This is a genomic window from Hypnocyclicus thermotrophus (genome assembly GCF_004365575.1).
Taxonomy (GTDB): domain Bacteria; phylum Fusobacteriota; class Fusobacteriia; order Fusobacteriales; family Fusobacteriaceae; genus Hypnocyclicus; species Hypnocyclicus thermotrophus.
Map to the genome: position 1 here is coordinate 197,837 of NZ_SOBG01000004.1, position 25,401 is coordinate 223,237.

Genomic DNA, 25,401 nt, shown 5'->3' on the forward strand with positions numbered 1-25,401 from the left:
AAAAAATCCTCATAATAATTTAAGAGGATTTTTTTATTATTTTAAATACTTTATCTGCTGTTAAATTTTTCATACATTTAAAATGTTTTTTAGGACATTTTTTATCTCCATGCAACGAACATGGAGAACATTCTTCATTTTCATATAAAAGTATAGAATTTTTATCATATTCAAACATTCCTGGGCTTGTCGGCCCAAATATTACAAATGTTTTTGTTTTTACTCCTCTTGCAATATGAAAAGGACCACTATCATTTGTAACTACAAAATAAGCTTTACTAATAATAGCACCACTCTCTTTTAAATTCAATTTTCCTGCTAAATTTATACAAATATTACCACTTAATTTATTTATTTTAGATAAGTCTTTTTCTTCTGCTTTACTTCCTATTAATATAATATTGTAATTATATTCTTTTTTTATTAATTTTGCTAGACTTGCAAAATTTTCTTTTGGCCATTTTTTAGTTTCTTTTGATGCTCCTGGAGCAAAAACTACAAAATTTTCTATCTTCAATTTTTTTATTTTTTCTAAATGTTCTTTTAAAAAATTAAATTCTATATTTTCACCATTATAATAAATTTGATATTTTTCTAAAGGTTTAAAGTAATTTTTTATAATTGTATTATCAACTTTATATTTTATTAATCTCATTTTAACTAATAATGATTTCCACCATTTTCGTTTTTTATAAGTTAGTACTTCGCATTTATCTCTAGCTTTTAAAAGTTTTGATATATATATTGAACGAAATTTATTGTGTAAATCTATTATTAGATCATATTCACCTTTTAATTTCTCTTTTATAAACTTTTGTATTCCATTTTTTCCTTTATATTTATCTTTTTCAAATATTATTAATTTATTAATATTTGAATTATAAGTAATTGCATCTTTAAATTTATCCATTACAATAAAATCAATATCCCAATTCGGGTATTTTTTTTTTATCTCAGTTAAAATTGGAGTTGTAAGTATCACATCTCCTATTGAACTAAATCTAATAATTAATACTTTTTTTCTATCCATTATTTTCTCCAAGTTTCTTTACAATTTTTTCATATACATAGTCTGGTTTTATCTGTTTCATACATTTAAAATGTCCTTCTGGACAATTATTTCCCCCATGAAGTCCACAAGGTCTACAATACAATCCTTTATTTTCAATAATTTCAGAAGTTTTACTATACGGATAAAATCCAAGTTCTTTTACTGTTGCTCCAAATATTGCAAATATATATGGCTTTTCAAAAGCACTAGCTATATGTATAGGTGAACTATCATTCGTAAGCACTATATCAGCTCTTTTCATTATTTCTGCAAGATCTAATAAAGATGTTTTTCCAATTAAATTGACACTATTTTTTGTTTGTATCAATTTTAATTTCTCTTCATCTTTTCCACCAATTAATATAACTTTTAAATTTTCTATATTTTCTAATCTTTTTATAACTTCATTAAAATATTCTGTAGGCCACATCTTAGTATACCATTTGCTTCCAGGTGCAATCACTATTATTTTTTGATTTTTTATGTTGTTTTTTTCAAAAATTTCATCTATTTTTTTTTGATTATTTTTATTTGGAAAAAGTTCTATTTTTTTTTCTAATATATCAGCATTTATTCCTTGAACTAATTGTAATAACCTATCTACTTCATGCAAATCTTTTCTATATTCTATTAGTTTATTTAAAAATATTTTCCCTTCACTATTTTTATAACCTATTCTTACAGGTATTTTACTAAAAAAAACTATCAAAGAACTTCTTAAATATCTATGAGGTACAAAAGCTATATCATAGTTTTCTTTTCTCAATTTTTTTACTAAATTAAAAGCCCCTTTTATTCCTTTATCTTTTCCTTTTTTATCATATATAAAAATGTTATCTAAATAAGGATTATTTTGTAAAATTAAACTCCCTGCTTTTGTTGTTACATAATCTATTTTACAATTATATAAACTTTTTATTTTTTTTATTAAAGGAGTTGATAAAACAATATCTCCAATAAATGCTGTATGAAAAATAAGTATTTTTTTCATCTAATTACCTCATTTTTTATATTTTTATTTAGTATACATAAAAAAATATAATATTATTTAAATCTATAAATATAAAACTTATCTCTATAATCTAATTTTATTTTTCTTATTATATAATACTGATTTATTAAACCCAAATATATAATAGAGTACTATTCCTGTAAAATACATTATAAATCCAGCCCAAATTACATCACTTAAAAAATGTCCCCCTTGTATATTTCTTCCTATCCCCATAATAAATCCATAAATAATACCAAAATATAACCAAAATAATCTAGTTTTTCTCTTTTTTATATAAAAAAATGGAAACATCATAAAAAATCCTACTGATGCATGACCTGCTGGAAAAGAATTATATTTTCCTTTTATTTTATATAAATCTCTAAATTTATCCCATCCAATAGCACCTTGTTTTGTTTCTAACATTTTTTCAGTTTTTTCAGTAAATACAAGTTTTCCTTTTTTTACAGGCGGTATATATTTAGCTTCACCACCAAATTCTACTATTTGACGTGGTCTAGGTCTCCCCCAATACTCTTTAAATATCATATTTACAATTATACCAGAGCCCAATAACATATATAAAAATACAAATAAAGATATTTTTCTATAATCCCTAAATGAATATATTAAAAAACTAAGAATATAAACAAATAATCCTATTAAAGCTGATAATATTCCTGGAATAGGTCCATAGTTGTAAAAAAATTTTACAATTTTTAAATTATCTAAATACCATTTACCCTCTTTATAAAATAATTTTTGCCATAATATATCTAAATTGGTCATGTAAAAGGGTATAGTAAGTAAGATTGCTAATATTATCGGAAAAACAATTAACATAAATTGATTCTCTTTATTTTTCATATTTAAACTCCTATTTATTTATTAATTTATTTATCGTTTTTTTTATTATTTTACTAATTTTTCTTTTTAACTTAAAAACTTCATAAAAAAATTTAGCTAATTTAAAAGAAATTTTATCTGTTTCAATATAATTATATGCTTCTGAAATATCTACAGAAAATTTTATATATTCTATGTTTTCTAAAATTTTAGAAATAAATATATTCTTTTTTTTCAAACTCGTATCTATAGTAATTATTTCTTTTTTATTTTTTAAAAAATTTCTTTTTTGAGTATCATTATGTAAATATCCTAAACTATGGATTTTTTTTAATAATTCTATTACCTCTTTTGCATCTTCTTTTCCTACAACTTCACCTTCCATAAATTCATATATCATATATGAGTTAAATACCATACCAAATTTTTTATATTCTACACAAGCTATAGGTATATTAGTTTTTATTCCATTTTCAAGTAAAATTTCCATACTTTTAAGATTTTTTAAAACTTCACTTTTTCTAAATAATGTTAAAAATCTAATCCATTTCCTTTTATTTTTTTCTACTGGTATCTTTAATATCAGATTTTTATTATCATACGTTAATAATTTTACAATACTTCTTGTTGAATCTTTTAAAACTTTACCTTTTATATTATATATTTTTTCTAATTCTTCAATCGTATATTTTTTTTCTGTAAAATTATATATTTTTATTTTATAATTTTCCATCTAAATAAAACTCCTATTTCTCTTTTTTTAAAAGAATATAGTTTCTAAATCCTCCTAATTGTTTTCCACCTAATATTTTTTGTTCTACAAAAGTTAATATTTTATATTTTAATTTTTCATGTTTATGTTTTTTTCTATAAGGATTTGGTTTCCCTGAATATTGTAATTTATCTTTCCAATCAAACTTTTCTATCCATTTTTTCATTACTTTTGGATGACTTTCTTTAAATACAGCTAATTTATTTAAAGGTCCATAATCAAATTCTTTAGGAGCATTTTTATAAATTTCTGCTACTTTTTTAGATCCTTTATGTACAGTATCTAAAGCTTGTTTTTTAGCTTGCATATATTGTGGTGGTCTTACCCATCCATAGTGATAAATATATGCATCAATTTCTATAACTTTTAGTTTATAAGTTCCTTCCTGTTGTCTATAATTTATTTCATCAAAATTAGGAATTCTTCTAAAAGATTGAGCAGATTCCCAAGAATGTATTTCAGGATTATTTCTTATTATTCTTATTTCTTTAGGATACCATCCATGAGAAATATGATAATGGTCATAGTCTCCCCAAAAATGCTTATATTTAAATAAAAAACCTTCAATATTTTTATCATCTTTATATTTTTTACATGCATTAACTATTGTATCTAAATACTTTTCGTGTACTACTTCATCTGCTTGTAAATAAAAAAGCCATTCTCCACTACAAGCTTTTTTAGCTATATCTGTTTGATGTGCATTTTCCATTCCATTTGGATATTTTTCTAAATCCCAAACAGTATCAATTATTTTGATTTTATCAGAGCCAATGCTTTCAATTAATTCTCTAGTATTATCACCTTCATCACAATCACCAATTGCAATTACAAATTCATCTACAATAGGTAAAATTGACATAACTGCCTCTTTTATTGGATAATAAAGTTTCGAGGCATTTTTTATCATACTAAAACCACTAATTAACATATACTTATCTCCTTTTAATTTTTTTTAATTCCTAGATCACAATAATATTTTTCTTCTTTAATTTTTCTTTCATATATCTTTTTATTTTTTTTATATTTTTCTTCTCTATCAACTTTTTCATGATATAAATGATATTGTATTACTTTTCTTTTTATACAATTAAATTTTACTCCTTTTAATCGAAGCCTAGTTTCGAGATCTTTATCCTCACCATAATATGGCCCTTCATATTCTTCATCAAATCCATTTACTTCATATAAGTCTTTTTTACTCACCATAAAATTACATCCATAAACTCCACTTTTTCTTCTTGAAGTAATAAATGGGATATAAAATGCTTCTTCTTTTCTTTTACAATCAGTAAATAATATTACCGGTAAAGATAAAAGAGAAATATTTTTTGTTTTCACTACTTTTTTCGTTAATTTTTCACTAATATGTGTTCTTCTTCCGAATAATACATAATTTTCTTTTATATTTTTTACATATTGATAAATAAATTTATTATGTAAAACACAATCACCATCAATAAAAATTACATAACTACCTTCGGCTTTTTTTATAGCTTTATTTAAAATTTTATTTTTTCTAAATCCTTTATCTTCTTGGTTGACATGTTTAATTTCAAAATTATATTTCTCTTGAGATTTTTTAATAAAATCTTTCATCTCTTGAGAATCGTTATCTTCAGCTACAATTACCTCAAAATTTTTATAAACCTGTTTTTCTAAAGACATAAATATTAAATCTAAATAATCAATATTTTTATAAACACTTACTACTAAAGAAACTTTAATTTTTTCCTCTTCTTTAAAAATATAAGCCAACGTTATAAAAAAATAAAAGAGATAAGCACCATGTGTAAAAAACTCAGTATGAAATATTTGAGTAAAATAAAATCCTACAATTCCAGATAAAATACCTATTTCTATAGATTTTTGTTCTATATTTTCACTTTTTATTCTATTAAAAATACTATTAGTTATATAAAGAATGAATATAATAAATAAAATAAAAAAGATTAGACCCAAATCTATTAATATCTGTAAAAAATTATTGTGTACATTTGTTCCAAATTTTATTCCATATTTGTTTTCCTCTTGAAACTCTTTATTTTGCCTATAATAATATTCTTTCATTTTAATAGGTATATTTTTTCTACCTGCTCCAATAAATAAATCTTCAGCAATAACACCTTTTGCTATATTCCACATTTGAAGTCTTGATATATTTGATATATCTGTTTTTGTATTAGATATACTTTTTATTCTACTTACTATTCTTTGATTATTTAAAGTATAATCTCCTATAACTACTAAACTTAAACTTAATATAAATATTAATAATACTTTTTTATTTTTTGATAATAAAATAAAAATTATTATTGCTACAAAAAAACCTATCCAAGAACCTCTTGATTTTGTTAATAATAATCCTATAAAACTTAATATAGTATTTATAAAAATCAAATAATTTAATGTTTTTATATGGTTATATGTTTTAAATATAATTAAAGAAAAGTTAAAAATTAATACAAATACTAATATATCTCCTTCTCTTCCAGGTCCAAAAAAACCCATAAATCTCTGATTTATATTTTTAAATGTAAAAAAACCATATATTAAATTTATTAACAATCCAATTTCTAAAAAATAAATAATTTTTTTTATATTTTTTATATCTATATATAAATAAACTACAAAAGGAACTAAAAAATAATAATATTTTCCTAAATAATTTGGATATCCACCTTGATTAAATATATTAATAACAAATCCTAATAAGTATAAAATTATTCCAAACTTTGCTATTGATATTATTTTTATATTAAATTTATTTATTAATATATATATAATTGTAGTGATCAGCAATAAACTTGCTGTTATATTTGATAATGCTTTTGATGAAAAAATTGATAAAATAAATACATATAATATTATTGTTCCTATTTTTATTAAACTATTCGAAAAACTCTTATTTAATTCTAAATTTTTCATAATGCACCTCTTTATTTTTATATTTAGTTATCTAAATAAATATATAAATTTTGTATAAAATTCATAATTTAACTCTTCAATATTCCCGTCTAAAATATATTCTTCTCTTTCCTTATTACCTTGTACATGAATAATATAAGCCTTTATTTGCATTTTAACTTCTAACTTAAATCAAGTATTCTTTCTAATTCTTTTATTTGTTTATAAAAGTCAAATTCTCTAGCTTTTTCTATAAGTAATTCCTTATCAAATTTCTTATAAGTTTCTATCATTTTTATGATTTTATTTGTAATATCATTTATGTTTTCTGATTCTGCTAAATATCCGTATTTTTCAGTTATTACAATTTCTGGGATATTGCTTATATTTGTAGCTACTACCGGTTTTCCACATGCAAAACTTTCAACTAATACATAACCAAATCCTTCCCAAAGTGCTGTATGCACTAAAAAATCAACTTGTTTTAATATTTCATATATGTCTTCTTTAAATCCAACAAATTTTATATAATTTTCTATATTTAATTTTTTTGTAAGAAGTTCTAATTCCTCTTTTAATTCTCCATCCCCAATAATTAAAACTATAAAATCTAAATTTTTATTTTTTAATTTTTTTATAGATTCAAATAAATATTTGTGTCCTTTTTGTTTTGTTAATCTTCCTATATTTGCAATCACTATTTTATTTTTATCAATATTGTATTCTTTTCGCAAATCTAATTTTGAATCTAATTTTAAAATATTATCTATTTTTATTCCATTATATATTACTTTTATTTTATTTTCACTTACAATATTTTGATTTTTATTTAATGTTTTTTTAGTTTCAATTGAATTTGCTATAACTATATCAACTAAATTTTTAAATATATATCTATTTAAAAAACTATTTTTTAAAGGAATAGCACTTCCTCTTCTATATATTATTTTATTTACATTTGCTAATCTTGCTGCAGTAGCGACTAATTTTAGATCATTTGATTGATTAATTATTACTATTTCAATATTATTTTTTTTTAAAAAATAATATATCAATAAAACCTTAAAAATATTTAAAAAACTAAGATTTTTTATATTTATTTCAAATAGATTTATATTGAAATTTAATAATTTTTTTTTTAATATTCCTTTTGGATTACATATAAAAAATATATTATATTTTTCATTTTGTGATAAATAGCTAGAAGTTTCAAAATGCCATTTTTCTCCTCCACCCCAAATTTTATTACTGTTTACAAAACATATATTTTTACTCATTATTATTTATCATCCTTTAACATGTATAATTTTACTTGTATTACAAAATTATATATATAAGCTAACATAGCTAATATAAAACCATAAAAACCATCTAAAAAACCTAATTTTAATATATACATTTTAAAAAATTTAAAAAAAGGATTAAATATTATTGTAGAAATTGAAGCTTTTTTACCTTTTTCTTTTCTTTTTATTGCACCTTTAGTAGTATAACTATTAAATTTATTAAAATATTCTTCTAAACTTAAATAAGTATAGTGATATAATTTTTCTTTGATTTTTCCGATTTTTTCTTCTGTTAAAAAACTTTCATGTATAATGGCATCATCAAGCTTAGCTTTCCCTTTTTTAAATAATCTAACTACATAATCATTACTCCATCCACCGTATTTTATCTCTTTTCCAAAGCAAATACTACATCTATTTATTTTATATACGTCATATTCATTATTTTTATTAAAAATTATTGTTTTTATTTTATTTGCTAGTTCTTCTGAAACTACTTCATCTGCATCAATAATCAAAATCCACTCATTATTACATTTTTCTATTACACTATTTTTTTGTTTTCCAAACCCTTTCCACTTTTCAATAAAAACTTTCGCATTATATTTTTTAGCTATTTCTACAGTTTTATCTATACTATAACTATCAACTATAATTATTTCATCTGCTATACTTTTTATAGCCTTCAAGGTTTTTTCTATTTTCTTTTCTTCATTAAATGTAATAATTCCTACAGATAATCCCATTATTTCTCCTTAACTTCTTTAAATTGAGTGTCATATAGTTTTTTAAATATACCATTTTTAGCAAGTAATTCATCTTTTTTTCCCACTTCTTTAACTTCCCCATTTTCCATTACAACTATTTTATCTGCACTTAAAATAGTAGATAACCTATGAGCTATTACAAAGCTTGTTCTATTTTCCATAAGTTTATCTAATGCATCTTGTACTATTTTTTCAGATTCAGTATCTAATGCACTTGTCGCTTCATCAAGTATTAATATTGGTGGATTTTCAAGCAATGCTCTTGCTATAGCTATTCTTTGTTTTTGTCCTCCACTTAATCTAACTCCTTTTTCTCCTATTTCAGTATCAAATCCATTTGGAAACTCCATTATAAAATTATATGCATTTGCCATTTTAGCTGCTTTTATTATATCTTTTTTAGTTGTCTTATGGATACTACCATATGAAATATTATCATAAATCGTTCCTGAAAATAAAAAAGTTTCTTGTGGTACAATTCCTATATTTTTTCTAAGTGATTCAATTTTAATATCTTTAATACTAACATCATCTATTAATATCTCACCTTTTTTTATATCATAAAATCTAGGAAGTAAATTTACTAATGTTGTTTTCCCGCTGCCACTTTTTCCTACTAAAGCTATCATCTCACCTGGATTAACGTCTAAATTAATATTTTTTAAAACATAATCTTCTTTTTCATTATATTTAAACCATAATTCTTTTATACTTACTTTTCCTTTTACTTTTTTTAATTTTTTAGCATGTTTTTGTTCTTTAATAAATTCATTGCTTTCAAGTACTTCAAATACTCTATTTATAGAATGACGTCTTGTTTGAATAGCACTTATTTTATCAGCAACACTTTTTAATGGTTCACTAATTAAACCTAAAGATGTTAAAAATGACATAAGTTCTCCTGGTGTCATTTCACCATTTATTACTAATAATCCACCATAATATGCTATTATTGCTACTCCTAAAGTACTTGTAAACTCTACAAGTGGTCTTACTCTTGCATTAACTTTTACATTTTTTAATGTTAATCTATAATTTTCATCATTTTTTTCTCTAAATCTATCTATTTCATATACTTCTGTAGCAAAACTTTTTATAATATTTATACCATTTAATATTTCTTGCAGTAAACTATTAAGTTTCGAAAAACTTTCTTGCATTCCTTTACCAGTGTTTTGTAATTTTTTACTATATTTTCTTACTATACCACTACTTGCAGGAATTAATACAAGACATATAATACTTAATTTCCAATTTAACAAAAAAACATTTCCTAAAAGAATAATTATAGTTAGTAATTGTACAACTAACTCAAATGATAACGTAACTACATTTTGAACCATTGTAAGATCTGATATAAACCTAGTTATAAGGTCACCTATTTTTGATTTATTAAAAAAATCATGTGACATATAGATTACTTTTTCATAAAGTTCGTTTCTCATATTTCTTACCATTTTACCAGAAATATAGTTTTGTAAATATATTCTATAATAATTAAAAACTCCTTTTGCAAGCATTAATAAAATTATTCCTATTACTACAAATTGAAGTTTTTTCAAATCTTTTGCAATAAGTACATCATCTGTAATATTTTTCATTATTTTTACAGGATATGCATTAGTTATAGAAACTAAAATAGATAATATTATTGTAGCTATTATTGAAAGTATAAACGGTTTTGCATAAGAAATTAGTTTTGATATTCTATTTTTCATTTTTCACCTCTATTTTTAAATTACATATAATTATAACAAAGTTAATATCTTTTTTCAATAAATAAAAAATGCCAAGCAAATGCTTGGCATAAAAAATTTATCATATAGCCTTAAAAAGGGGGTATAAGTACTATATGGATATTGTTAAATTGGTGCCGACGAGAGGAGTCGAACCTCCGACACTACGGGTATGAACCGTATGCTCTAGCCAACTGAGCTACATCGGCAAAATGGTGCCTAGGGCGGGAATCGAACCCGCACGGACAAAATGTCCACAGGATTTTAAGTCCTGTGCGTCTACCTATTCCGCCACCCAGGCGTCTCATTTCTCAAAAGACAAGATTAATTATATATTAAACTAATTAATATGTCAATACTTTTTTTAAGTTTTATATTTATTTTTTAAGTAATTATAATTTTTATATATTTTTTTTAAATATTCTGTTTCAAAATCACCATATTTTTTTTCTAATCTTTTTGTTTTAGTTGGTCCTAAATTATATGCAATTATAGCTTTTTTTATATCTTTAAAATACATTATCTGCTCTAAAAGATAGGTAGTTCCTATTTCTACATTTTTTTCTACATCAAAAAGTTCTTTTTTATTTTTTACATCTTCACCCATTTTTTTTGCGATAGCTTTTGCAGTAGTGTATTTTATTTGCATAAGTCCATATGAAGGATCTCCAGATATAATATTTGCCCTAAAACTACTTTCTGTCATTATAAATGCTACTGGAATCCTCCAATCATATCTATATTTTTGACTTGTATCATATATTGCTCTAGACAATTTTAATTGTTCTTTTTTATCAAGTTTATTATAACTAAGTTCTTTTACAGCATCTAAAATATTCTTATATTCTTTCAGATCTTCTATTTCTTCATCTTTTTTATTTATTATTCTATTTTTCTCTTCTATAATTTCTAATTTTTCTATTATTTCATTTTGTAATTTTTCTATATTTTTTCTATGTTTTTCTATTTCTCTATTTCTTTGTGCAATTTCAGAAATAACTAAAAATACTCCCAATACAATAATTAGAACAAGTGTAATAAAAGAAAATTTACTAAAACCTATTTCAAATACTATATTTTTTTCATTTTTTTTAACAAATTTCATATTTTATCCCCCCACACTTAGTGGTTTATTTAAAAAGTAAAAACCCGGATACAATACCGGGTTTAAAATCTATTTAAGCTTCTTCAAATTGATCTTTACCTACAGCACACACTGGGCATACCCAATCTTCTGGTAAAGCTTCAAATGAAGTTCCTGGTTCTATTCCTGCATCAGCATCTCCAATTTCAGGATCATATACATATCCACAAACTACACAAACGTATTTTTTCATAATTATCTCCTCCTAGTTATTATTATATTGTTTTTTATATAAAATTAATAATTTTTTTCTTTTATTTCAAAATATGATTTTGGATGTAAACATGCTGGACATTTTTCAGGTGCAAATTCACCTTCGTGTACATATCCACAATTTCTACATTTCCATCTTGTTACTTCTGATTTTTTAAACACTTCGTCATTTTCTATATTTTCAGCTAATTTTCTATATCTTTCTTCATGTTCTTTTTCTACTTTTGCTATCATTCTAAATGCAGTTGCTACATCTTTAAATCCTTCTGCCTCTGCTTCATCAGCGAATGCTGGATATAATTCTGTCCATTCTTCGTTTTCACCTGCTGCTGCTGCTTTTAAATTTTCAACAGTTGTTCCTATTTTACCTGCTGGATACATAGCTGTAATTTCTACACCTTCTCCAGATTCTAAAAATTTAAAAAATCTTTTAGCATGTTCTTTTTCATTTTCAGCAGTTTCTTGAAATATAGCTGATATTTGTTCATAACCTTCTTTTTTTGCCACACTTGCAAAATAAGTATATCTATTTCTTGCTTGTGATTCTCCAGCAAAAGCTTTTAATAAATTCTTTTCTGTTTTAGTTCCTTTAATTGACATACTACCTGTCCCCCCTTATTTCTATTAATTATTTTGAATTGTAGATGAATTCAATGGTACTTGAGCTACTCTTTGACCAAGTTCTCTATCAATCATAAATAATCCTGTTCCTTCTCCATTAATTAATTTTAATTGATTCAAAATTTTAAGCATATTTGCTTCTTCTTCAACTTGTTCACTTATAAACCATTGTAACATATTCATTGTAGCATAATCTTTTTCTTGTTGCGCTAAAAAAAGAACTTCGTTTATACTTTCAGTAATAAAACATTCATGTTTATAAATATCTTCAAACACCTCTATTACATCATTCCATTCTTTTTCTACAGCGTTTATAGTTTTTAATCTTACTTTCCCACCTACTTCATTTATATAAGTATAAATTCTCATAGCATGAGACATCTCTTCTTCCCATTGAACTCTCATAAAATTAGCAAATCCTGGTAAATCACGAGCTTCAAAATAAGATGACATTCCTAAATAAAGATATGCAGAATAAAATTCTTTATTTAATTCTTCATTTAAAGCATTTAAAACTTTTTCTTTTAACATTTACTGCCCCCTAATAGTTATTTTAATCCTTTCCATAACCCATGTAGATTACAATATTCTCTCGCATATAATACTTCATTAGATTTTTCTACTATGAATTTTGCTTCTGGTTTATCATTTGGCGTTAAATTTTTTCTATAAACTTTTCCATCTACAACAAGTTCAATCATTGTTATATAGTGTTCTTCCGTCATTGGATGCGCTGTATTTTCACCTACTCTTACTACATATCCATCTTCTATTTCTTCTATAAATGGTACATGTTTTTCTGTAGATGAATCAGCCGTTTTTTCTTCTAAAAACTCCATTTCTTGTCCACAACAAACAAGATCTCCTTGACCTGCTTTTAATACTTCTACTATATTTCCACAAAGATTACATTTATAAATACCTAATAATTTTGCCATTCTTTTACCTCCTAAATAAAATTTCTATTTCTTATATACCATAAAAAAATAATTTTCCTTTAAAAAAAGATAAAAAAATTTTATCTTTTTTTTAAGCATTCACTGCATATTCCTTTAAAATATATATGGTGTTCATTTACTTGATAACCATTTAATTCTAGAATATCAGCTTTTTCTGGAGAAATTTCAATATCTTTTACTTCTCCACAATTCTCACATTTAAAATGTGCATGTAAATCTACATCTGCATCATATCTAGTTTCGTTTTCCTCTATTACTATCATTATAGCAATCTTTTTTTCAATAAATAGATTTAAAGTATTATATACTGTGGTTTTTGATAATGTCGGTATTTCCTCAATAATAGCTTTATATATCATATCTACTGTAGGATGATTTTTATTCTTTACTAAATACTCAAAAATCTTAATTCTTTGATATGATGGTTTAATACCGTGACTTTTTAAATATTCACTAATATTTTCAATAACTATTCCCATGATTACCGCCTCTTTCGTTTTTTAAATTTGTAATCATTTCAATTATGATAATACTATAAAAAATGAAGTTTGTCAATACTTTATTTAGGAAGTCGAATATAAAATGTTGTTCCTTTATTAGTAAGTGATTCAAATCTTATTCTACCATTATGTGCATCTATTATTTTTTTTACACTCGCTAATCCAAAACCTGTTCCTTTACTTTTTCCAAAAGTTGCTCCTAATGTAAATAATTCATCTTTTATCTCTTCTGGTATTCCTTTTCCTGTGTCAGATATTATAATTTTTAAGGTTTTATCATATTCAATAACTTCTACCTTTATTTCTCCCTCTCCATGTGGAAGAGCTTCTTCTGCATTTTTTAAAATATTCCAAAAAACATTATGTAATTTATCCCTATCTCCATATACATATATATTTTCATCTATTTTTAATTTTACTAAATGTTCTATATTTAATAAATTTATTACATCTAAAAACAACTCTTTTACATTAATATAAGTCTTATCTAATATCATATCATTAATTCCTGCAGCAATATTTAATATATCTTGAAGCATTGTTTTTAATCTATCTATTCCTTGTTCCATTTTTTCATAAAATAATTCTTTTTTCTCTTTTGAATCTGTCATTTTTAAAAGTTCTAAATATCCTGCAAGACCTGTAAGTGGATTTTTTAAATCATGTACAATAGTAGATACTGATTCACCTATTACAGAAAATTTATGCATATCTTTTATATGCTGTTCTTCATATTTTTTTATATTTTGTACATCTCTAATTGTTACTATAACATAGTCGCTATTTTCAAATCTAAATGGAAGGGCGTTTAATAAAATCTTTATTTTTTTAGTTTTATTAGTTAAAAATATATTTAGATATCCTTGTCTATTATAGATAGCTTTTTTAGTTTGTCTTACTTCTTTTACTATATTTCTAATAAAGCAATCTCTAATTAAAGGATTATCATCTTCTATTTCTACATCTAGTTTACACTCTACTTCTTTACCAGATTCATCAGAAAAAATTATTTCTTTATTTTGTTTTAAAAAAATCTGCACTTTTGCATTTACTTTTGTAAGTCTTCCTTTATTATCAAAAATAAATATCATTTCTGGCAAAGAATCTAATATAGCTCTAAAAATAGGTGCTTTTTCAAATTCTTTTTCCAATTCTGTAACAATACTCATTTTAACCCCTCCAATTTTTACAACTAACTATTGTTTTTCGCTTTTTAACTTATTAATTTGTAAAAGAAGTTCATCTATTACTTCATCAGAATATCCAAATCCTAGTTTTTTCTTTGCACTTGCTACTATTTCATATACTGTTGATTTAATTTTTTCATTATCATTTACTACATATTTATAATTATTTTCTATTTCTTCAATTTTTGTTTTTTCTTGGGCTAAAGTGTATTCTAAATTTTTTATATACTCTTTTTTTTCTTCTACTATTTTTTCTAATTCTTTTTCTCGTTCTAATTTTTCTTTAAAATCATTATTTATTTTTTCTTTTTGAAGTTCAAGTGCTTTTCTTATTTGTTCTAGTTCTTTTATTCTTTTTTCATTTTCATTTTTTTCTTCTTCTAATCTACTATTTAATTCTTTCATTTTTTCCATTTTTATTTCTAAATTATTATGTTTGTCATTTAATTCCACAAACCTTCTTCTAAGTTCTGTTGCTGGTATATGTTGAGGATTATTTCTTTCTTTTTCCTCTTCACCTAATATAAAACTATCAAACTTTTTACTATTTAATATTTTTATAAATCTATCTAAATAATCTATTGCTTTTAATACTGCTTGATTCTTATCATCTCTATTATTTATTCTGCTTTTACAGAAAGGATATACTACTTTTTCACTACTTTTGATAAAATTTTCTTCTTTTTCATCTTCATTTAATAATGATACTCTTCTATGTAAACAGTTTAATGCATAATGCATAGCATAAATAAAATATATATAATTATAATTTAATAATTTTAATATTTTTCTTGTTTCTTTTACTGAATAAGTAATTAAAAATGTAATGTATTTTGCATATTCTAAGAAGCTTTTCTTTTGAATATTATCTTTTTCCATATCTTTTGCAAAATCAAGATAATCTTCTGGATTAAAAATAAAATTTTCTATTTTACTTTTGTCTGTATCCTCTTCATAGAATTTTTCAATTTGAGCACAAAGTGGTGCTAAATCCACCCACATATTTTTAAAAAATGGTATACTATCAAGTTCGCTTAACATTTCTGCAAATTGATTTTCTGCAGTTTGAAGCTCATCTTTTTCTAGTCCACCAAAAAATAATGTATATAAGAATATAGCTCCTACTCCATAAATATCAGTAGCAAATGACCATTGTCTAAGTTCTGTGGTTCTTGGAATAGACATCCATGCTCCTGTTTCAATAATTTCTTTAGAAGCAATAATTATTTTTCCATGAAAAATTTTCCAATAATTTTTACTACATAATAATATTTTATTACCATTTTCCGTTATTCCTACATCTTCTATTTGAAATATATATTCTCTAATTTGAATTTTATCCCCTGGAATTAAAAGAGATGAATCATATTTAGGATTTTCTTCTATTTCTTTCGGATATTTAAATTCTTTTATATTTTCTATAACTTCTTCTTTTACAATATCTTCTTCAAGAAGTTCTCCTCGCCATCCAAGAAGTATTCTTACTGTATCATCTTCATTATTTACAAATACAGCTGTATCAGCGTTTTCTCTTTCTATATCACTTTTTCTTTCAGGTGCATAAAAAGGTGATGTTCTTTCTTTACTAAGAGTAGGCCCTAATATTCTACTAAAATGTTCATCAGATACTTTATTTCCATCAATTATCCCTACATCATGTTTATTAAAACTACCATAATCAATAAGTTTATAATTTTTAGGATTAGTATAATTCCCCATATACATAATATTTGCTGGTCTAATATCTGAATGAATAATATTTCTATGGTGCAATGAATTAAGACCATCTAATAATGTTCTATTTAATTCCAGATAATTAATTAAATCCCATTCTTTATTTTTTCTATTTATTATTACCTCTGATAGCGTACTATTTCCCCATTCATATACAATAGAAGGAAGTCCTACATACCAAAGTTTATTATATTCATTTTCTTCTTTTAAAAACTCTAATACATCTAGATAGCTTATTACTCTTCTATTTTCTATTGGTTCATACAAAACTATGGTTTTTTGCCATGGACTATTTCCATCCATTGCATTTTTCTTTAATTTTTCAAAATCTTTCTTATTTTCTAATGGTAATTCTTCTAATTTAACACCTTCTGGAAAAAGTTTTATTTCTCCTTCTTCATCAACTTTTATCCCACAAAATCTTGGCATTTTTCCTTTGTTATATTGCACTGCAATAATTTGTCCATTTTGTTTTCTTGCTTCTTCGCTAGTTGAATTAATGCTTTGTATTGGTTTTTGAATAATTTTTTCTGAAAGTAAAGAACCTCTTAATAATCCATCTCTCCCTATATCATCTTGAGTAGTAAAAATTTCTGTTACATTTTTCTCTTCTTCATTTAAAAGTTCACATATATATGCATTTTCTTTTAAAGTATCAGCTAAAAGTCTCGGAATTTTTAACGCATAAACTCCGCCTCTATCATTTTTCAACTGTATTACTACACCAAGTGCTCCCTCATAACATGTTCCTTTAGTATATCCATTTTTATCAATAGGAATATACCATTTTTCATCAATATAAAGTTTATACTCTTTCTTTTCTGATTCATTTACTTTAATATTTTTACTCAACTAGATACCCTCCATATTTTAGTTTTATTCATTATTATATTAACACTTTTTAGTCACATATTCAATAAGCAAAGATATATATTTCTTAAATTTTAAACATCATATATAATCTATCTATACCTTTTCCATATTCATCTTTTAACTCTTTTTCTATCTCAAATCCCAACTTTTCATATAGTTTTATTGCTTTTATATTTTCTTTATCTACTGTTAATACTATATTTTTTATTGTTTTTTTATTTTTAATAATATACTCTTTTAGTTTTTCTAAAAAAACTTTTCCTATTCCTTTAGATTGATATTTTATATCTACACAAAATCCATATATATATATAGTATTATTATCCCAATTATTTATTAGTTCTGCTACTGCTAATATTTTATTATTTTCTTCAATGGCTAAAACTTTTCCATATCTTATTATTGGTTTTAATATCCAATAATCAACACCGCCATTTTTTCCAAAAATTCTTTCTTCAATTTTTATTATTTGTTCTATATATTCTTTTTCATTTGATAAAATTTCTATAAACTTCATATACTCACCCTAATAATTTATTTCACAAAGATATAATCCTTGTGGCTCTGCTAATATTTTTTCATCATTAATATTTGGATCTTTTAATTTGTTTATAATATAATTTTCGTCTCTTTCTCCAAAATATACTGCTAAAGCACTTCCTATTATAATTCTAACCATAGACTTTAAAAATGCATTTGCTTTTAAATAAACTATTGTATAGTTATTCTCTCTATAACATTTTATTTCTTTTATTTCTCTAAAATTATTTTTTGCTTCACAATCTGATTTTCTAAAACTATCAAAATTATGTTCACCTAATAAAGGAGTTAATATTTTTTTTAATTTTTCTTCATTTATTTCCTCTTTTACATTCATCACTTTATCATAATCAAAAGGATTTTTTTGAGAACACATTTTGTAAATATACGCTCTATCTTTAGCTGAAAACCTAGAATTAAACTCTAATTCAACTTCTTTCGTATCTAATATATGAATATCTTTTGGAAGTCCTCTATTTAAAATATATGTAAGTTTTTCTACTGGTATAGTTTTATTATTAGTTAAAAAATTTGAAACTTGAAAAAGTGCATGAACACCTCTATCTGTCCTACCAGATGTTTTTATTGTTATTTTTTCTCTAAATAATTTATTTAAAGCTTTTTCTATTTCTCCTTGTACTGTCCTAAATTCATTTTGTCTTTGCATACCATAAAAGTTACTACCATTATATTGATATGTTATTTTAATATTCCTCATTATTTTCTCCTACTTAAAATTTATCTATTTCTTTATTATATCAAATATAATTAAAATAAAAAAGACCTTAAAAAAACAAGAGGTAAATCCTCTTGTTTTTTACTTAACTATCATTGTTCCTATTCCTTCTTTTGTAAATATTTCTAATAAAAGAGAATGTTCTATTTTACCATTGATTATATGTACTTTACCGGCACCTTTATCAAGTGCATTTAAACAAGCAGATATTTTTGGCAACATTCCACCTACTATTATTTTATTATTTATTAATTTTTCTACTTCTTCTTCAGTTACTTTATTTATTAAAGAACCTTTATCATCTATATCTCTCATTATTCCCATTACATCAGTTACAAATATAAATTTATCTGCTTTTAATGCTCCTGCGACTTCACCTGCCACATAGTCAGCGTTTATATTATACGTAGTCCCTTCTTCATCAGATCCAACTGGACATACTACAGGAATATATCCTTTTTCTATTAAAGTATTTACTATATCAATATTTATTTTCTTTACCTTTCCTACATATCCTATATCAATTTTTTCTCCATTTTTTTCTATATATTTTTTTTCAGCTAATATAAGATTACTATCTTTTCCACTAAGACCTATTGCTTTCCCACCATTTTTATTTATTATTGCTACAATATCTTTATTTACTTTTCCAGCTAAAACCATTTCTACTAATTCGACTGTTTCAATATCTGTTACTCTATTTCCTTCAATGAATTCTACTTTCTTATTTACTTTTTTTAATATCTCATTTATTGCAGGTCCTCCTCCATGAACTACTACCGGATTCATTCCTACATATTTCATTAAAACTATATCTCTAATAAAATCTTGTTTTAATTTTTCATCTGTCATTGCACTACCACCATATTTTATTACAATAGTTTTTCCTGAAAACTCTTTTATATATGGCATAGCCTCTAATAAAATATTAGCTTTTTCTATTATTTTTTCCATATATTCCCCCAATATATTTTATTAATTTTTATACACTTTATTTAATTTGATTTATCTTACATTTCCAAGTATTCTTTTACAGTATAATAATTTTTATTTTCTGTTGCTTCATATACTTTTAAGTAAAGTTCTGCTGTTTCTATTGCGGTAAATAAAGCTATTTTATTTTCTGCAGCTTTTCTACGTAATTTAAATCCAAATGTCTTAGTATTGTTTCCAAATGTAGGTATATTTATTATTAATTCTATCTTTTTTTCTTTTAATTTATTTGAAATATCTTCTTTGTCAAGCTCTATTATATCATAAAATTCTTTAAGATATTTATATGTATTTCCACTACTATATATTTTAAAACCTTTATTTATGTATTTTTTTACAATTTCTTTTCCTTTTTCTTTACTAATATCACTAAATGATACATATACTTTTTTATTTTCTATTTTTCCTACTCCACATGCTTTAAAACCTTTATATATAGCGTTTTCTAGTTTTTTATCAATTGCTAATATCTCACCTGTAGATTTCATTTCTGGTCCTAAAAAAATATCTACATCTGCTAATTTTTCTGTAGAAAACACCGGAAATTTTAAAGAATAAAACTCTTTTTCTTTGGCAAGCCCTGTTCCGTATTTCATATTTTTTAATTTATCTCCAAGCATAATATCTACAGCTATTTTTACCATAGGAATTCCAGTAACTTTACTTAATATTGGTACTGTTCTACTTGCTCTAGGATTTACTTCTATTATGTATAACTCATTTTCATAATATACATATTGTATATTTATCAATCCTTTGGTTTTTAAATTTATAGCTATTTTTCTAGTAGTTTCTACTAATTTATCTTTCAATTCATTTGATAAAGTAATTGGGGGATATGCTGATATACTATCTCCTGAATGTATACCTGTTTTTTCTATATGTTCCATAATTCCAGGTATAAGAACATCTTCACCGTCAGATATAGCATCTACTTCAATTTCTGTTCCATATAAATATTTATCTACAAGTATAGATACTGCATCTAATTTTTTAGCATCTTCAAAATATTCTACTAACTCCTTATCAGTATTTATAACCTTCATAGCTCTACCACCTATTACATAAGATGGCCTAACTATTACTGGATACCCTATTTTTTCTATCAGTTTTCTTGCTTCATCTATTGTAGATACCGCATCTCCAATAGGGCTTTTTATCTTAAGATTTTCTAAAAATTCTCTAAATTTTTCTCTATCTTCTGCTAAATCTATTGAGTTAAAATCACTACCAAGTATTTTTATTCCTGATTTTTCAAGTCGTTCTGTAAGATTTATTGAAGTTTGTCCTCCAAATTGTACAATTACACCTTCTGGATTTTCTTCTCTTACTATATTAATTACATCATCTATATATAATGATTCAAAATATAGTTTGTCAGATGTATCAAAATCTGTACTTACTGTTTCAGGATTATTGTTTATAATTATTGCTTCATATCCTCTTTCTTTGGCTGCCCATATAGCATGTACAGAGCAATAATCAAACTCTATTCCTTGCCCTATTCTTATTGGTCCAGAACCTATTATTATTATTTTTTTATTATTCGTAATTATATTTTCATCTGTACTTTCATAACAAGAATAATAATAAGGAGTTACTGCTTCAAATTCTCCACTACACGTATCAACCATTTTATAGGTTGGATATAAATTTGATTCTTTTCTTATATTATCTAATTCTTTTTTTGTTATTTTAGATAGTCTGATTATTTCATCATCTACAAATCCTATTTTCTCTGCTTTTTTTATATATTTTATATTTTTAGGATTTTCTTCTAATTTTTTTTCTAAATCTATTATATTATGAATTCCTTTTAAAAACCATCTATCAATTTTAGTGTAGTTAAAAATATCTTCTATTTTATATTTTCTTCTGAAAAGTTCTGCAATAGCAAATATTCTATCACTATTATTTGTAACTAATTCATTTATAAGTTTTTTATCGCTTTTTTCTTTTAATCCGCTATAATTAAGTCCTGTATAACCACCTTCTATACTACTTATAGCTTTCATAAGAGCCCCTTCAAAGGTTCTATCTATTGCCATAACTTCTCCTGTAGCTTTCATTTGAGTAGAAAGCGATTTACTTGCTGTTTTAAATTTATCAAAAGGCCATTTAGGTAACTTTAAAACTATATAATCAATAGCTGGTTCAAAAAATGCACTTGATTTTTTAGTGACACTATTTTTTAATTCATCCAAGCTATATCCGAGAGCTATTTTGGCAGCTATTTTGGCTATTGGATATCCTGTAGCTTTTGATGCAAGTGCAGAAGAACGGCTTACTCGCGGATTTACTTCTATTACAATATATTCATAAGAATTTGGATTTAATGCAAACTGTACATTACATCCTCCTTCTATATCTAATGCCGATACTATTTTAAATGATGATTCTCTAAGCATTTGATATTCTTTATTTGATAAAGTTTGAGAAGGTGCCACAACTATACTATCACCTGTATGTATTCCCACTGGATCTAAATTTTCCATATTACATACAGTTATACAGTTCCCTTTTTTATCTCTCATTACTTCGTATTCTATCTCTTTCCAGCCAGCTACACTTTGTTCCACAAGTACTTGATGAATAGGACTTAGCTTTAATGCTCTTTCGCATATTTCTATAAATTCTTTTTCATTACTTGCTATTCCTCCACCTGTTCCGCCAAGTGTATAAGCAGGACGAAGTATTATTGGGTATCCTATTTCTTTTGTGAATTTTATTCCTTCCTCAAGCTTATGGATAATTTTACTTTTAGCTATAGGTTCTCCTATTTTTTCTAAAAGCTCTTTAAATTCTTCTCTATCTTCTGCTTTTTTTATAGCTTCTATATTTATTCCTAATAATTCTACTCCATATTTATCAAGTATTCCTTTGTCATATAATTTCATTGCTAACGTAAGAGCTGTTTGCCCTCCAAAACCAGCTAAAATACCATCTGGTTTTTCTTTTATTATTATTTTCTCTATTACATCTGTCGTTAATGGTTCTATATATACTTTATCTGCTATATTTTCATCTGTCATTATTGTTGCAGGATTACTATTTATAAGTATTACTTCTATCCCTTCTTCTTTTATTGCTTTACATGCTTGCGTCCCAGAATAATCAAATTCTGCTGCTTGTCCTATTATAATAGGCCCAGAACCAATTAATATTACTTTTTTTATCATAACTTACTCCCCTCTCACTAATGTTAAAAATTCATCAAATAAATATTCTGTATCATGAGGTCCAGGACATGCCTCTGGATGAAATTGAACAGAAAATATTGGATAATCTTTATGACGAATTCCTTCTACTGTATCATCATTAAGATTTCTAAAAGCTACTTCAAATCCAGTATTTTCTAAACTTTTTTCATCTACTGCATATCCATGGTTTTGAGAAGTTATAAAAGATCTATTTTTTTTATAATCAATTACACCGTGATTTCCACCACGATGTCCAAATTTCATTTTATATGTATCTGCTCCAGCAGCTAAAGATATTATTTGGTTTCCCATACAAATCCCAAAAATTGGAAGTTTATCAAATAAATTTTTAATGCACGCTATTGCTTTTATAGCATATTTGGGATCTCCTGGTCCATTACTAACTAATAGTCCATCTACTTTATGTGCTAAAATTTCTTCTGCTTTTGTTCCATATGGAAAAATCTTTATATTAATATCTCTTTTCTTTAAATTATCTAAAATATTATTTTTTAATCCTAAATCAAGTACTCCTATTGTCTCTTTATTTCCTTTTATTTCTATTATCTCTTTTACTCCTACTTCTGTCATACTACTTTCTATATTTAAAGGTTTAGAAAATAATTCTTTTAACTCTTTTTCATCTAATTTTTTCGGAGAAATAATTGAATTCATAACTCCTATATCTCTTATTTTTATTGTAAGTGACCTAGTATCAATATTACCTAAAATTGTAAGATTTTTCTGTTTTGCAAACTCTTCTAAAGAATCTTTGTTCATAAAATTGCTAGGTGTTTTTTCTAAATTTTTTACTATTAGACCAGAAGCATAAACATCTTGTGATTCATTATACATATCATTTGTTCCATAATTTCCAATAAATGGATAGGTAAGTATAACTATTTGTTTTGCATATGACGGATCTGTTAAAATTTCTTGATAGCCTGTCATAGATGTATTAAAAACTAACTCTCCATATTTTATATTTTCTTCACCGTACAAATTTCCTTCATAATAACTACCGTCTGATAGATATAAATATCCTTTTTTCAATATTCTTCCCCCCATTATAGTCTTTAAACTATATTTTAAAAAAGTTTTAAATCATTATGATTTTTAACTTCTATAAGAGCCATTTATTTTTACATAATCATAAGTAAGATCACATCCCCAAGCAGTTGCTGAATGCTCTCCAGTTTTAAAATCAGCTATTACTATTACTTCTTTTTCTAAAAGTATCTCTTTTACTTTGTCTTCATTAAAAATAATAGGCAATCCATTTTCAAATACTTTTATTTCACCTTTTCCTGATTTGAAATACAAATCTAAAGTATTGGGAGTAAATTGTACTCCTGAGTATCCCATAGCACATAATATTCTTCCCCAATTTGCATCTGCTCCAAAAAATGCTGCTTTTGTTAAATTAGAAGTAATTATACTTTTAGCTAAAATTTTGGCTTCTTCTTCATTTTTATAATTTACTACATTCACTTCTAATAATTTAGTTGCACCTTCACCATCTGCAGCTATCATTTTAGCAAGCTCTATATTTACATATTCAAGAGCTTCTTTAAATTTATTAAAATTTTTATCTTCTTTATCAATAAGTTTATTCTTAGCTTTTCTACTTGACAAAATTATACAAGTATCATTTGTACTTGTATCTCCGTCAACAGATATCATATTAAAAGATTTATCTATTGTAGGCTTAAATGCTTTTTCTAACATATCTTTTGTTATATTTATATCTGTAACTATAAATCCAAGCATTGTAGCCATATTTGGATGTATCATTCCAGAGCCTTTAGCTATTCCAGCTATTTTTACTTTTTTACCATCTAATTCTAATTCTACACCTATTTCTTTAGGCTTTGTATCTGTTGTCATTATAGCTCTTGCTATACTATGTTTATCATTATGATTTTGAACTTCAGTACATATTTTTTCAATTCCACTTAATATTTTATCCATAGGAAGTTGTACTCCTATTATCCCCGTCGAATTCACAAGCACTTCTTCACTTTCTATCTCTAAATGTTTTGCTATATTTTTAGCTATAATTTCTGTATTTTGATAGCCAACTTCTCCTGTGCATGCATTTGCATTTCCACTATTTATTATAACAGCTTTTATATTTTCATTTTCTATATTTTTCATATTATATATAACAGGAGCAGCTTTTATAACATTTTGTGTAAAAACTCCAGAAGCTATTGCACCATTTTTAGCATATATTAAAGCTAAATTTTCTCTTTTCTCTTTTCGAAGTTTAGCATCTATTCCAATAGATTTAAAACCTTCTACATCATTTATTGTTATATCTTTTTTTATCATGATATTCC

24 protein-coding genes and 2 tRNA genes are annotated in these 25,401 nt (G+C 24.5%); all 26 read right to left on the reverse strand.

The genetic code is table 11. The annotated features are described in order from the left end of the window. Positions 1-19 precede the first annotated feature (19 nt). On the reverse strand, positions 20-1,033 hold the full coding sequence (locus EV215_RS05735) for a glycosyltransferase family 9 protein (protein WP_134113120.1): 1,014 nt from the start codon (positions 1,031-1,033) through the stop codon (positions 20-22). Then, a complete protein-coding gene (waaF, locus tag EV215_RS05740; RefSeq protein WP_134113045.1) occupies positions 1,023-2,042 on the reverse strand; it encodes a lipopolysaccharide heptosyltransferase II in 1,020 nt (339 codons plus the stop codon). Before waaF ends, EV215_RS05735 begins: the two co-directional genes overlap by 11 nt. Positions 2,043-2,126: 84 nt before the next feature. Continuing rightward, on the reverse strand, positions 2,127-2,912 hold the full coding sequence (locus EV215_RS05745; protein WP_134113046.1) for a phosphatase PAP2 family protein: 786 nt from the start codon (positions 2,910-2,912) through the stop codon (positions 2,127-2,129). Between the two features lie 10 nt (positions 2,913-2,922). Continuing rightward, a complete protein-coding gene (locus tag EV215_RS05750) occupies positions 2,923-3,624 on the reverse strand; it encodes a protein kinase family protein (protein WP_134113047.1) in 702 nt (233 codons plus the stop codon). Between the two features lie 13 nt (positions 3,625-3,637). Beyond that, positions 3,638-4,594, reverse strand: a complete 957-nt coding sequence (locus EV215_RS05755) for a glycosyltransferase family protein (RefSeq protein ID WP_134113048.1) — start codon at positions 4,592-4,594, stop codon at positions 3,638-3,640. A 14-nt stretch (positions 4,595-4,608) separates the two neighbouring features. Continuing rightward, positions 4,609-6,591, reverse strand: a complete 1,983-nt coding sequence (locus tag EV215_RS05760) for an O-antigen ligase family protein (protein ID WP_134113049.1) — start codon at positions 6,589-6,591, stop codon at positions 4,609-4,611. A 27-nt stretch (positions 6,592-6,618) separates the two neighbouring features. Beyond that, positions 6,619-6,744 carry a hypothetical protein gene (locus tag EV215_RS10680; protein ID WP_306767452.1) on the reverse strand — a complete coding sequence of 42 codons (126 nt, stop codon included), beginning with the start codon at positions 6,742-6,744 and terminating at the stop codon, positions 6,619-6,621. 8 nt (positions 6,745-6,752) lie between these two features. Further along, entirely contained in the window at positions 6,753-7,847 is a 1,095-nt protein-coding gene (locus EV215_RS05765; protein WP_134113050.1) for a glycosyltransferase, read from the reverse strand. 2 nt (positions 7,848-7,849) lie between these two features. Continuing rightward, positions 7,850-8,602, reverse strand: a complete 753-nt coding sequence (locus tag EV215_RS05770; protein ID WP_134113051.1) for a glycosyltransferase family 2 protein — start codon at positions 8,600-8,602, stop codon at positions 7,850-7,852. Continuing rightward, positions 8,602-10,341 carry an ABC transporter ATP-binding protein gene (locus EV215_RS05775; protein ID WP_134113052.1) on the reverse strand — a complete coding sequence of 580 codons (1,740 nt, stop codon included), beginning with the start codon at positions 10,339-10,341 and terminating at the stop codon, positions 8,602-8,604. The genes EV215_RS05770 and EV215_RS05775 overlap by 1 nt, the downstream gene beginning before the upstream one ends. 150 nt (positions 10,342-10,491) lie before the next feature. Then, positions 10,492-10,568: transfer RNA gene (locus EV215_RS05780), tRNA-Met, on the reverse strand. Positions 10,569-10,572: 4 nt separating this feature from the next. Continuing rightward, positions 10,573-10,660, reverse strand: a tRNA-Leu gene (locus tag EV215_RS05785). 63 nt (positions 10,661-10,723) lie between these two features. Continuing rightward, positions 10,724-11,464 (reverse strand): lytic transglycosylase domain-containing protein, encoded by a 741-nt coding sequence (locus tag EV215_RS05790; protein ID WP_134113053.1) that lies wholly within the window; start codon positions 11,462-11,464, stop codon positions 10,724-10,726. 73 nt (positions 11,465-11,537) lie between these two features. Beyond that, positions 11,538-11,696: a rubredoxin gene (gene rd / locus EV215_RS05795; RefSeq protein WP_134113054.1), complete on the reverse strand. Its 159-nt coding sequence runs from the start codon at positions 11,694-11,696 to the stop codon at positions 11,538-11,540. A gap of 44 nt (positions 11,697-11,740) precedes the next feature. Beyond that, positions 11,741-12,316 carry a rubrerythrin gene (gene rbr, locus EV215_RS05800; RefSeq protein WP_134113055.1) on the reverse strand — a complete coding sequence of 192 codons (576 nt, stop codon included), beginning with the start codon at positions 12,314-12,316 and terminating at the stop codon, positions 11,741-11,743. A gap of 24 nt (positions 12,317-12,340) precedes the next feature. Beyond that, positions 12,341-12,868, reverse strand: a complete 528-nt coding sequence (locus EV215_RS05805) for a ferritin (protein ID WP_134113056.1) — start codon at positions 12,866-12,868, stop codon at positions 12,341-12,343. 17 nt (positions 12,869-12,885) lie between these two features. Next, positions 12,886-13,275: a desulfoferrodoxin gene (locus EV215_RS05810; protein ID WP_134113057.1), complete on the reverse strand. Its 390-nt coding sequence runs from the start codon at positions 13,273-13,275 to the stop codon at positions 12,886-12,888. Between the two features lie 80 nt (positions 13,276-13,355). Further along, on the reverse strand, positions 13,356-13,775 hold the full coding sequence (locus EV215_RS05815) for a Fur family transcriptional regulator (protein WP_134113058.1): 420 nt from the start codon (positions 13,773-13,775) through the stop codon (positions 13,356-13,358). Between the two features lie 80 nt (positions 13,776-13,855). After that, positions 13,856-14,965 carry a two-component system sensor histidine kinase NtrB gene (locus EV215_RS05820; RefSeq protein ID WP_134113059.1) on the reverse strand — a complete coding sequence of 370 codons (1,110 nt, stop codon included), beginning with the start codon at positions 14,963-14,965 and terminating at the stop codon, positions 13,856-13,858. 27 nt (positions 14,966-14,992) lie between these two features. Beyond that, entirely contained in the window at positions 14,993-17,569 is a 2,577-nt protein-coding gene (locus EV215_RS05825; protein WP_134113060.1) for a protein kinase family protein, read from the reverse strand. An 85-nt stretch (positions 17,570-17,654) separates the two neighbouring features. After that, on the reverse strand, positions 17,655-18,107 hold the full coding sequence (locus EV215_RS05830) for a GNAT family N-acetyltransferase (RefSeq protein ID WP_134113061.1): 453 nt from the start codon (positions 18,105-18,107) through the stop codon (positions 17,655-17,657). A gap of 9 nt (positions 18,108-18,116) precedes the next feature. Further along, the gene (truA, locus tag EV215_RS05835; protein ID WP_134113062.1) at positions 18,117-18,848 is read right to left on the reverse strand and encodes a tRNA pseudouridine(38-40) synthase TruA; all 732 of its coding nucleotides are present in this window, start codon (positions 18,846-18,848) and stop codon (positions 18,117-18,119) included. Positions 18,849-18,947: 99 nt separating this feature from the next. Continuing rightward, positions 18,948-19,820: an acetylglutamate kinase gene (gene argB / locus EV215_RS05840; protein ID WP_134113063.1), complete on the reverse strand. Its 873-nt coding sequence runs from the start codon at positions 19,818-19,820 to the stop codon at positions 18,948-18,950. A 56-nt stretch (positions 19,821-19,876) separates the two neighbouring features. After that, a complete protein-coding gene (carB, locus tag EV215_RS05845) occupies positions 19,877-23,038 on the reverse strand; it encodes a carbamoyl-phosphate synthase (glutamine-hydrolyzing) large subunit (protein WP_134113064.1) in 3,162 nt (1,053 codons plus the stop codon). Positions 23,039-23,041: 3 nt separating this feature from the next. Further along, the gene (gene carA / locus EV215_RS05850) at positions 23,042-24,112 is read right to left on the reverse strand and encodes a glutamine-hydrolyzing carbamoyl-phosphate synthase small subunit (protein WP_243832400.1); all 1,071 of its coding nucleotides are present in this window, start codon (positions 24,110-24,112) and stop codon (positions 23,042-23,044) included. A gap of 63 nt (positions 24,113-24,175) precedes the next feature. Continuing rightward, on the reverse strand, positions 24,176-25,393 hold the full coding sequence (argJ, locus tag EV215_RS05855) for a bifunctional glutamate N-acetyltransferase/amino-acid acetyltransferase ArgJ (RefSeq protein WP_134113066.1): 1,218 nt from the start codon (positions 25,391-25,393) through the stop codon (positions 24,176-24,178). Positions 25,394-25,401: the final 8 nt, after the last annotated feature.

Bases quoted from the DNA above. Each gene is read 5' to 3' on its own strand.
- rd (WP_134113054.1), bottom strand. From the start codon at position 11,696: ATGAAAAAATACGTTTGTGTAGTTTGTGGATATGTATATGATCCTGAA.
- EV215_RS05820 (WP_134113059.1), bottom strand. From the start codon at position 14,965: ATGAGTATTGTTACAGAATTGGAAAAAGAATTTGAAAAAGCACCTATT.
- EV215_RS05815 (WP_134113058.1), bottom strand. From the start codon at position 13,775: ATGGGAATAGTTATTGAAAATATTAGTGAATATTTAAAAAGTCACGGT.
- EV215_RS05805 (WP_134113056.1), bottom strand. From the start codon at position 12,868: ATGTTAAAAGAAAAAGTTTTAAATGCTTTAAATGAAGAATTAAATAAA.
- rbr (WP_134113055.1), bottom strand. From the start codon at position 12,316: ATGTCAATTAAAGGAACTAAAACAGAAAAGAATTTATTAAAAGCTTTT.
- EV215_RS05760 (WP_134113049.1), bottom strand. From the start codon at position 6,591: ATGAAAAATTTAGAATTAAATAAGAGTTTTTCGAATAGTTTAATAAAA.
- carB (WP_134113064.1), bottom strand. From the start codon at position 23,038: ATGATAAAAAAAGTAATATTAATTGGTTCTGGGCCTATTATAATAGGA.
- EV215_RS05810 (WP_134113057.1), bottom strand. From the start codon at position 13,275: ATGGCAAAATTATTAGGTATTTATAAATGTAATCTTTGTGGAAATATA.
- truA (WP_134113062.1), bottom strand. From the start codon at position 18,848: ATGAGGAATATTAAAATAACATATCAATATAATGGTAGTAACTTTTAT.
- EV215_RS05765 (WP_134113050.1), bottom strand. From the start codon at position 7,847: ATGAGTAAAAATATATGTTTTGTAAACAGTAATAAAATTTGGGGTGGA.
- EV215_RS05790 (WP_134113053.1), bottom strand. From the start codon at position 11,464: ATGAAATTTGTTAAAAAAAATGAAAAAAATATAGTATTTGAAATAGGT.
- EV215_RS05745 (WP_134113046.1), bottom strand. From the start codon at position 2,912: ATGAAAAATAAAGAGAATCAATTTATGTTAATTGTTTTTCCGATAATA.
- EV215_RS05770 (WP_134113051.1), bottom strand. From the start codon at position 8,602: ATGGGATTATCTGTAGGAATTATTACATTTAATGAAGAAAAGAAAATA.
- EV215_RS05750 (WP_134113047.1), bottom strand. From the start codon at position 3,624: ATGGAAAATTATAAAATAAAAATATATAATTTTACAGAAAAAAAATAT.
- EV215_RS10680 (WP_306767452.1), bottom strand. From the start codon at position 6,744: ATGCAAATAAAGGCTTATATTATTCATGTACAAGGTAATAAGGAAAGA.
- EV215_RS05775 (WP_134113052.1), bottom strand. From the start codon at position 10,341: ATGAAAAATAGAATATCAAAACTAATTTCTTATGCAAAACCGTTTATA.
- waaF (WP_134113045.1), bottom strand. From the start codon at position 2,042: ATGAAAAAAATACTTATTTTTCATACAGCATTTATTGGAGATATTGTT.
- argB (WP_134113063.1), bottom strand. From the start codon at position 19,820: ATGGAAAAAATAATAGAAAAAGCTAATATTTTATTAGAGGCTATGCCA.
- EV215_RS05830 (WP_134113061.1), bottom strand. From the start codon at position 18,107: ATGAAGTTTATAGAAATTTTATCAAATGAAAAAGAATATATAGAACAA.
- argJ (WP_134113066.1), bottom strand. From the start codon at position 25,393: ATGATAAAAAAAGATATAACAATAAATGATGTAGAAGGTTTTAAATCT.
- EV215_RS05755 (WP_134113048.1), bottom strand. From the start codon at position 4,594: ATGTTAATTAGTGGTTTTAGTATGATAAAAAATGCCTCGAAACTTTAT.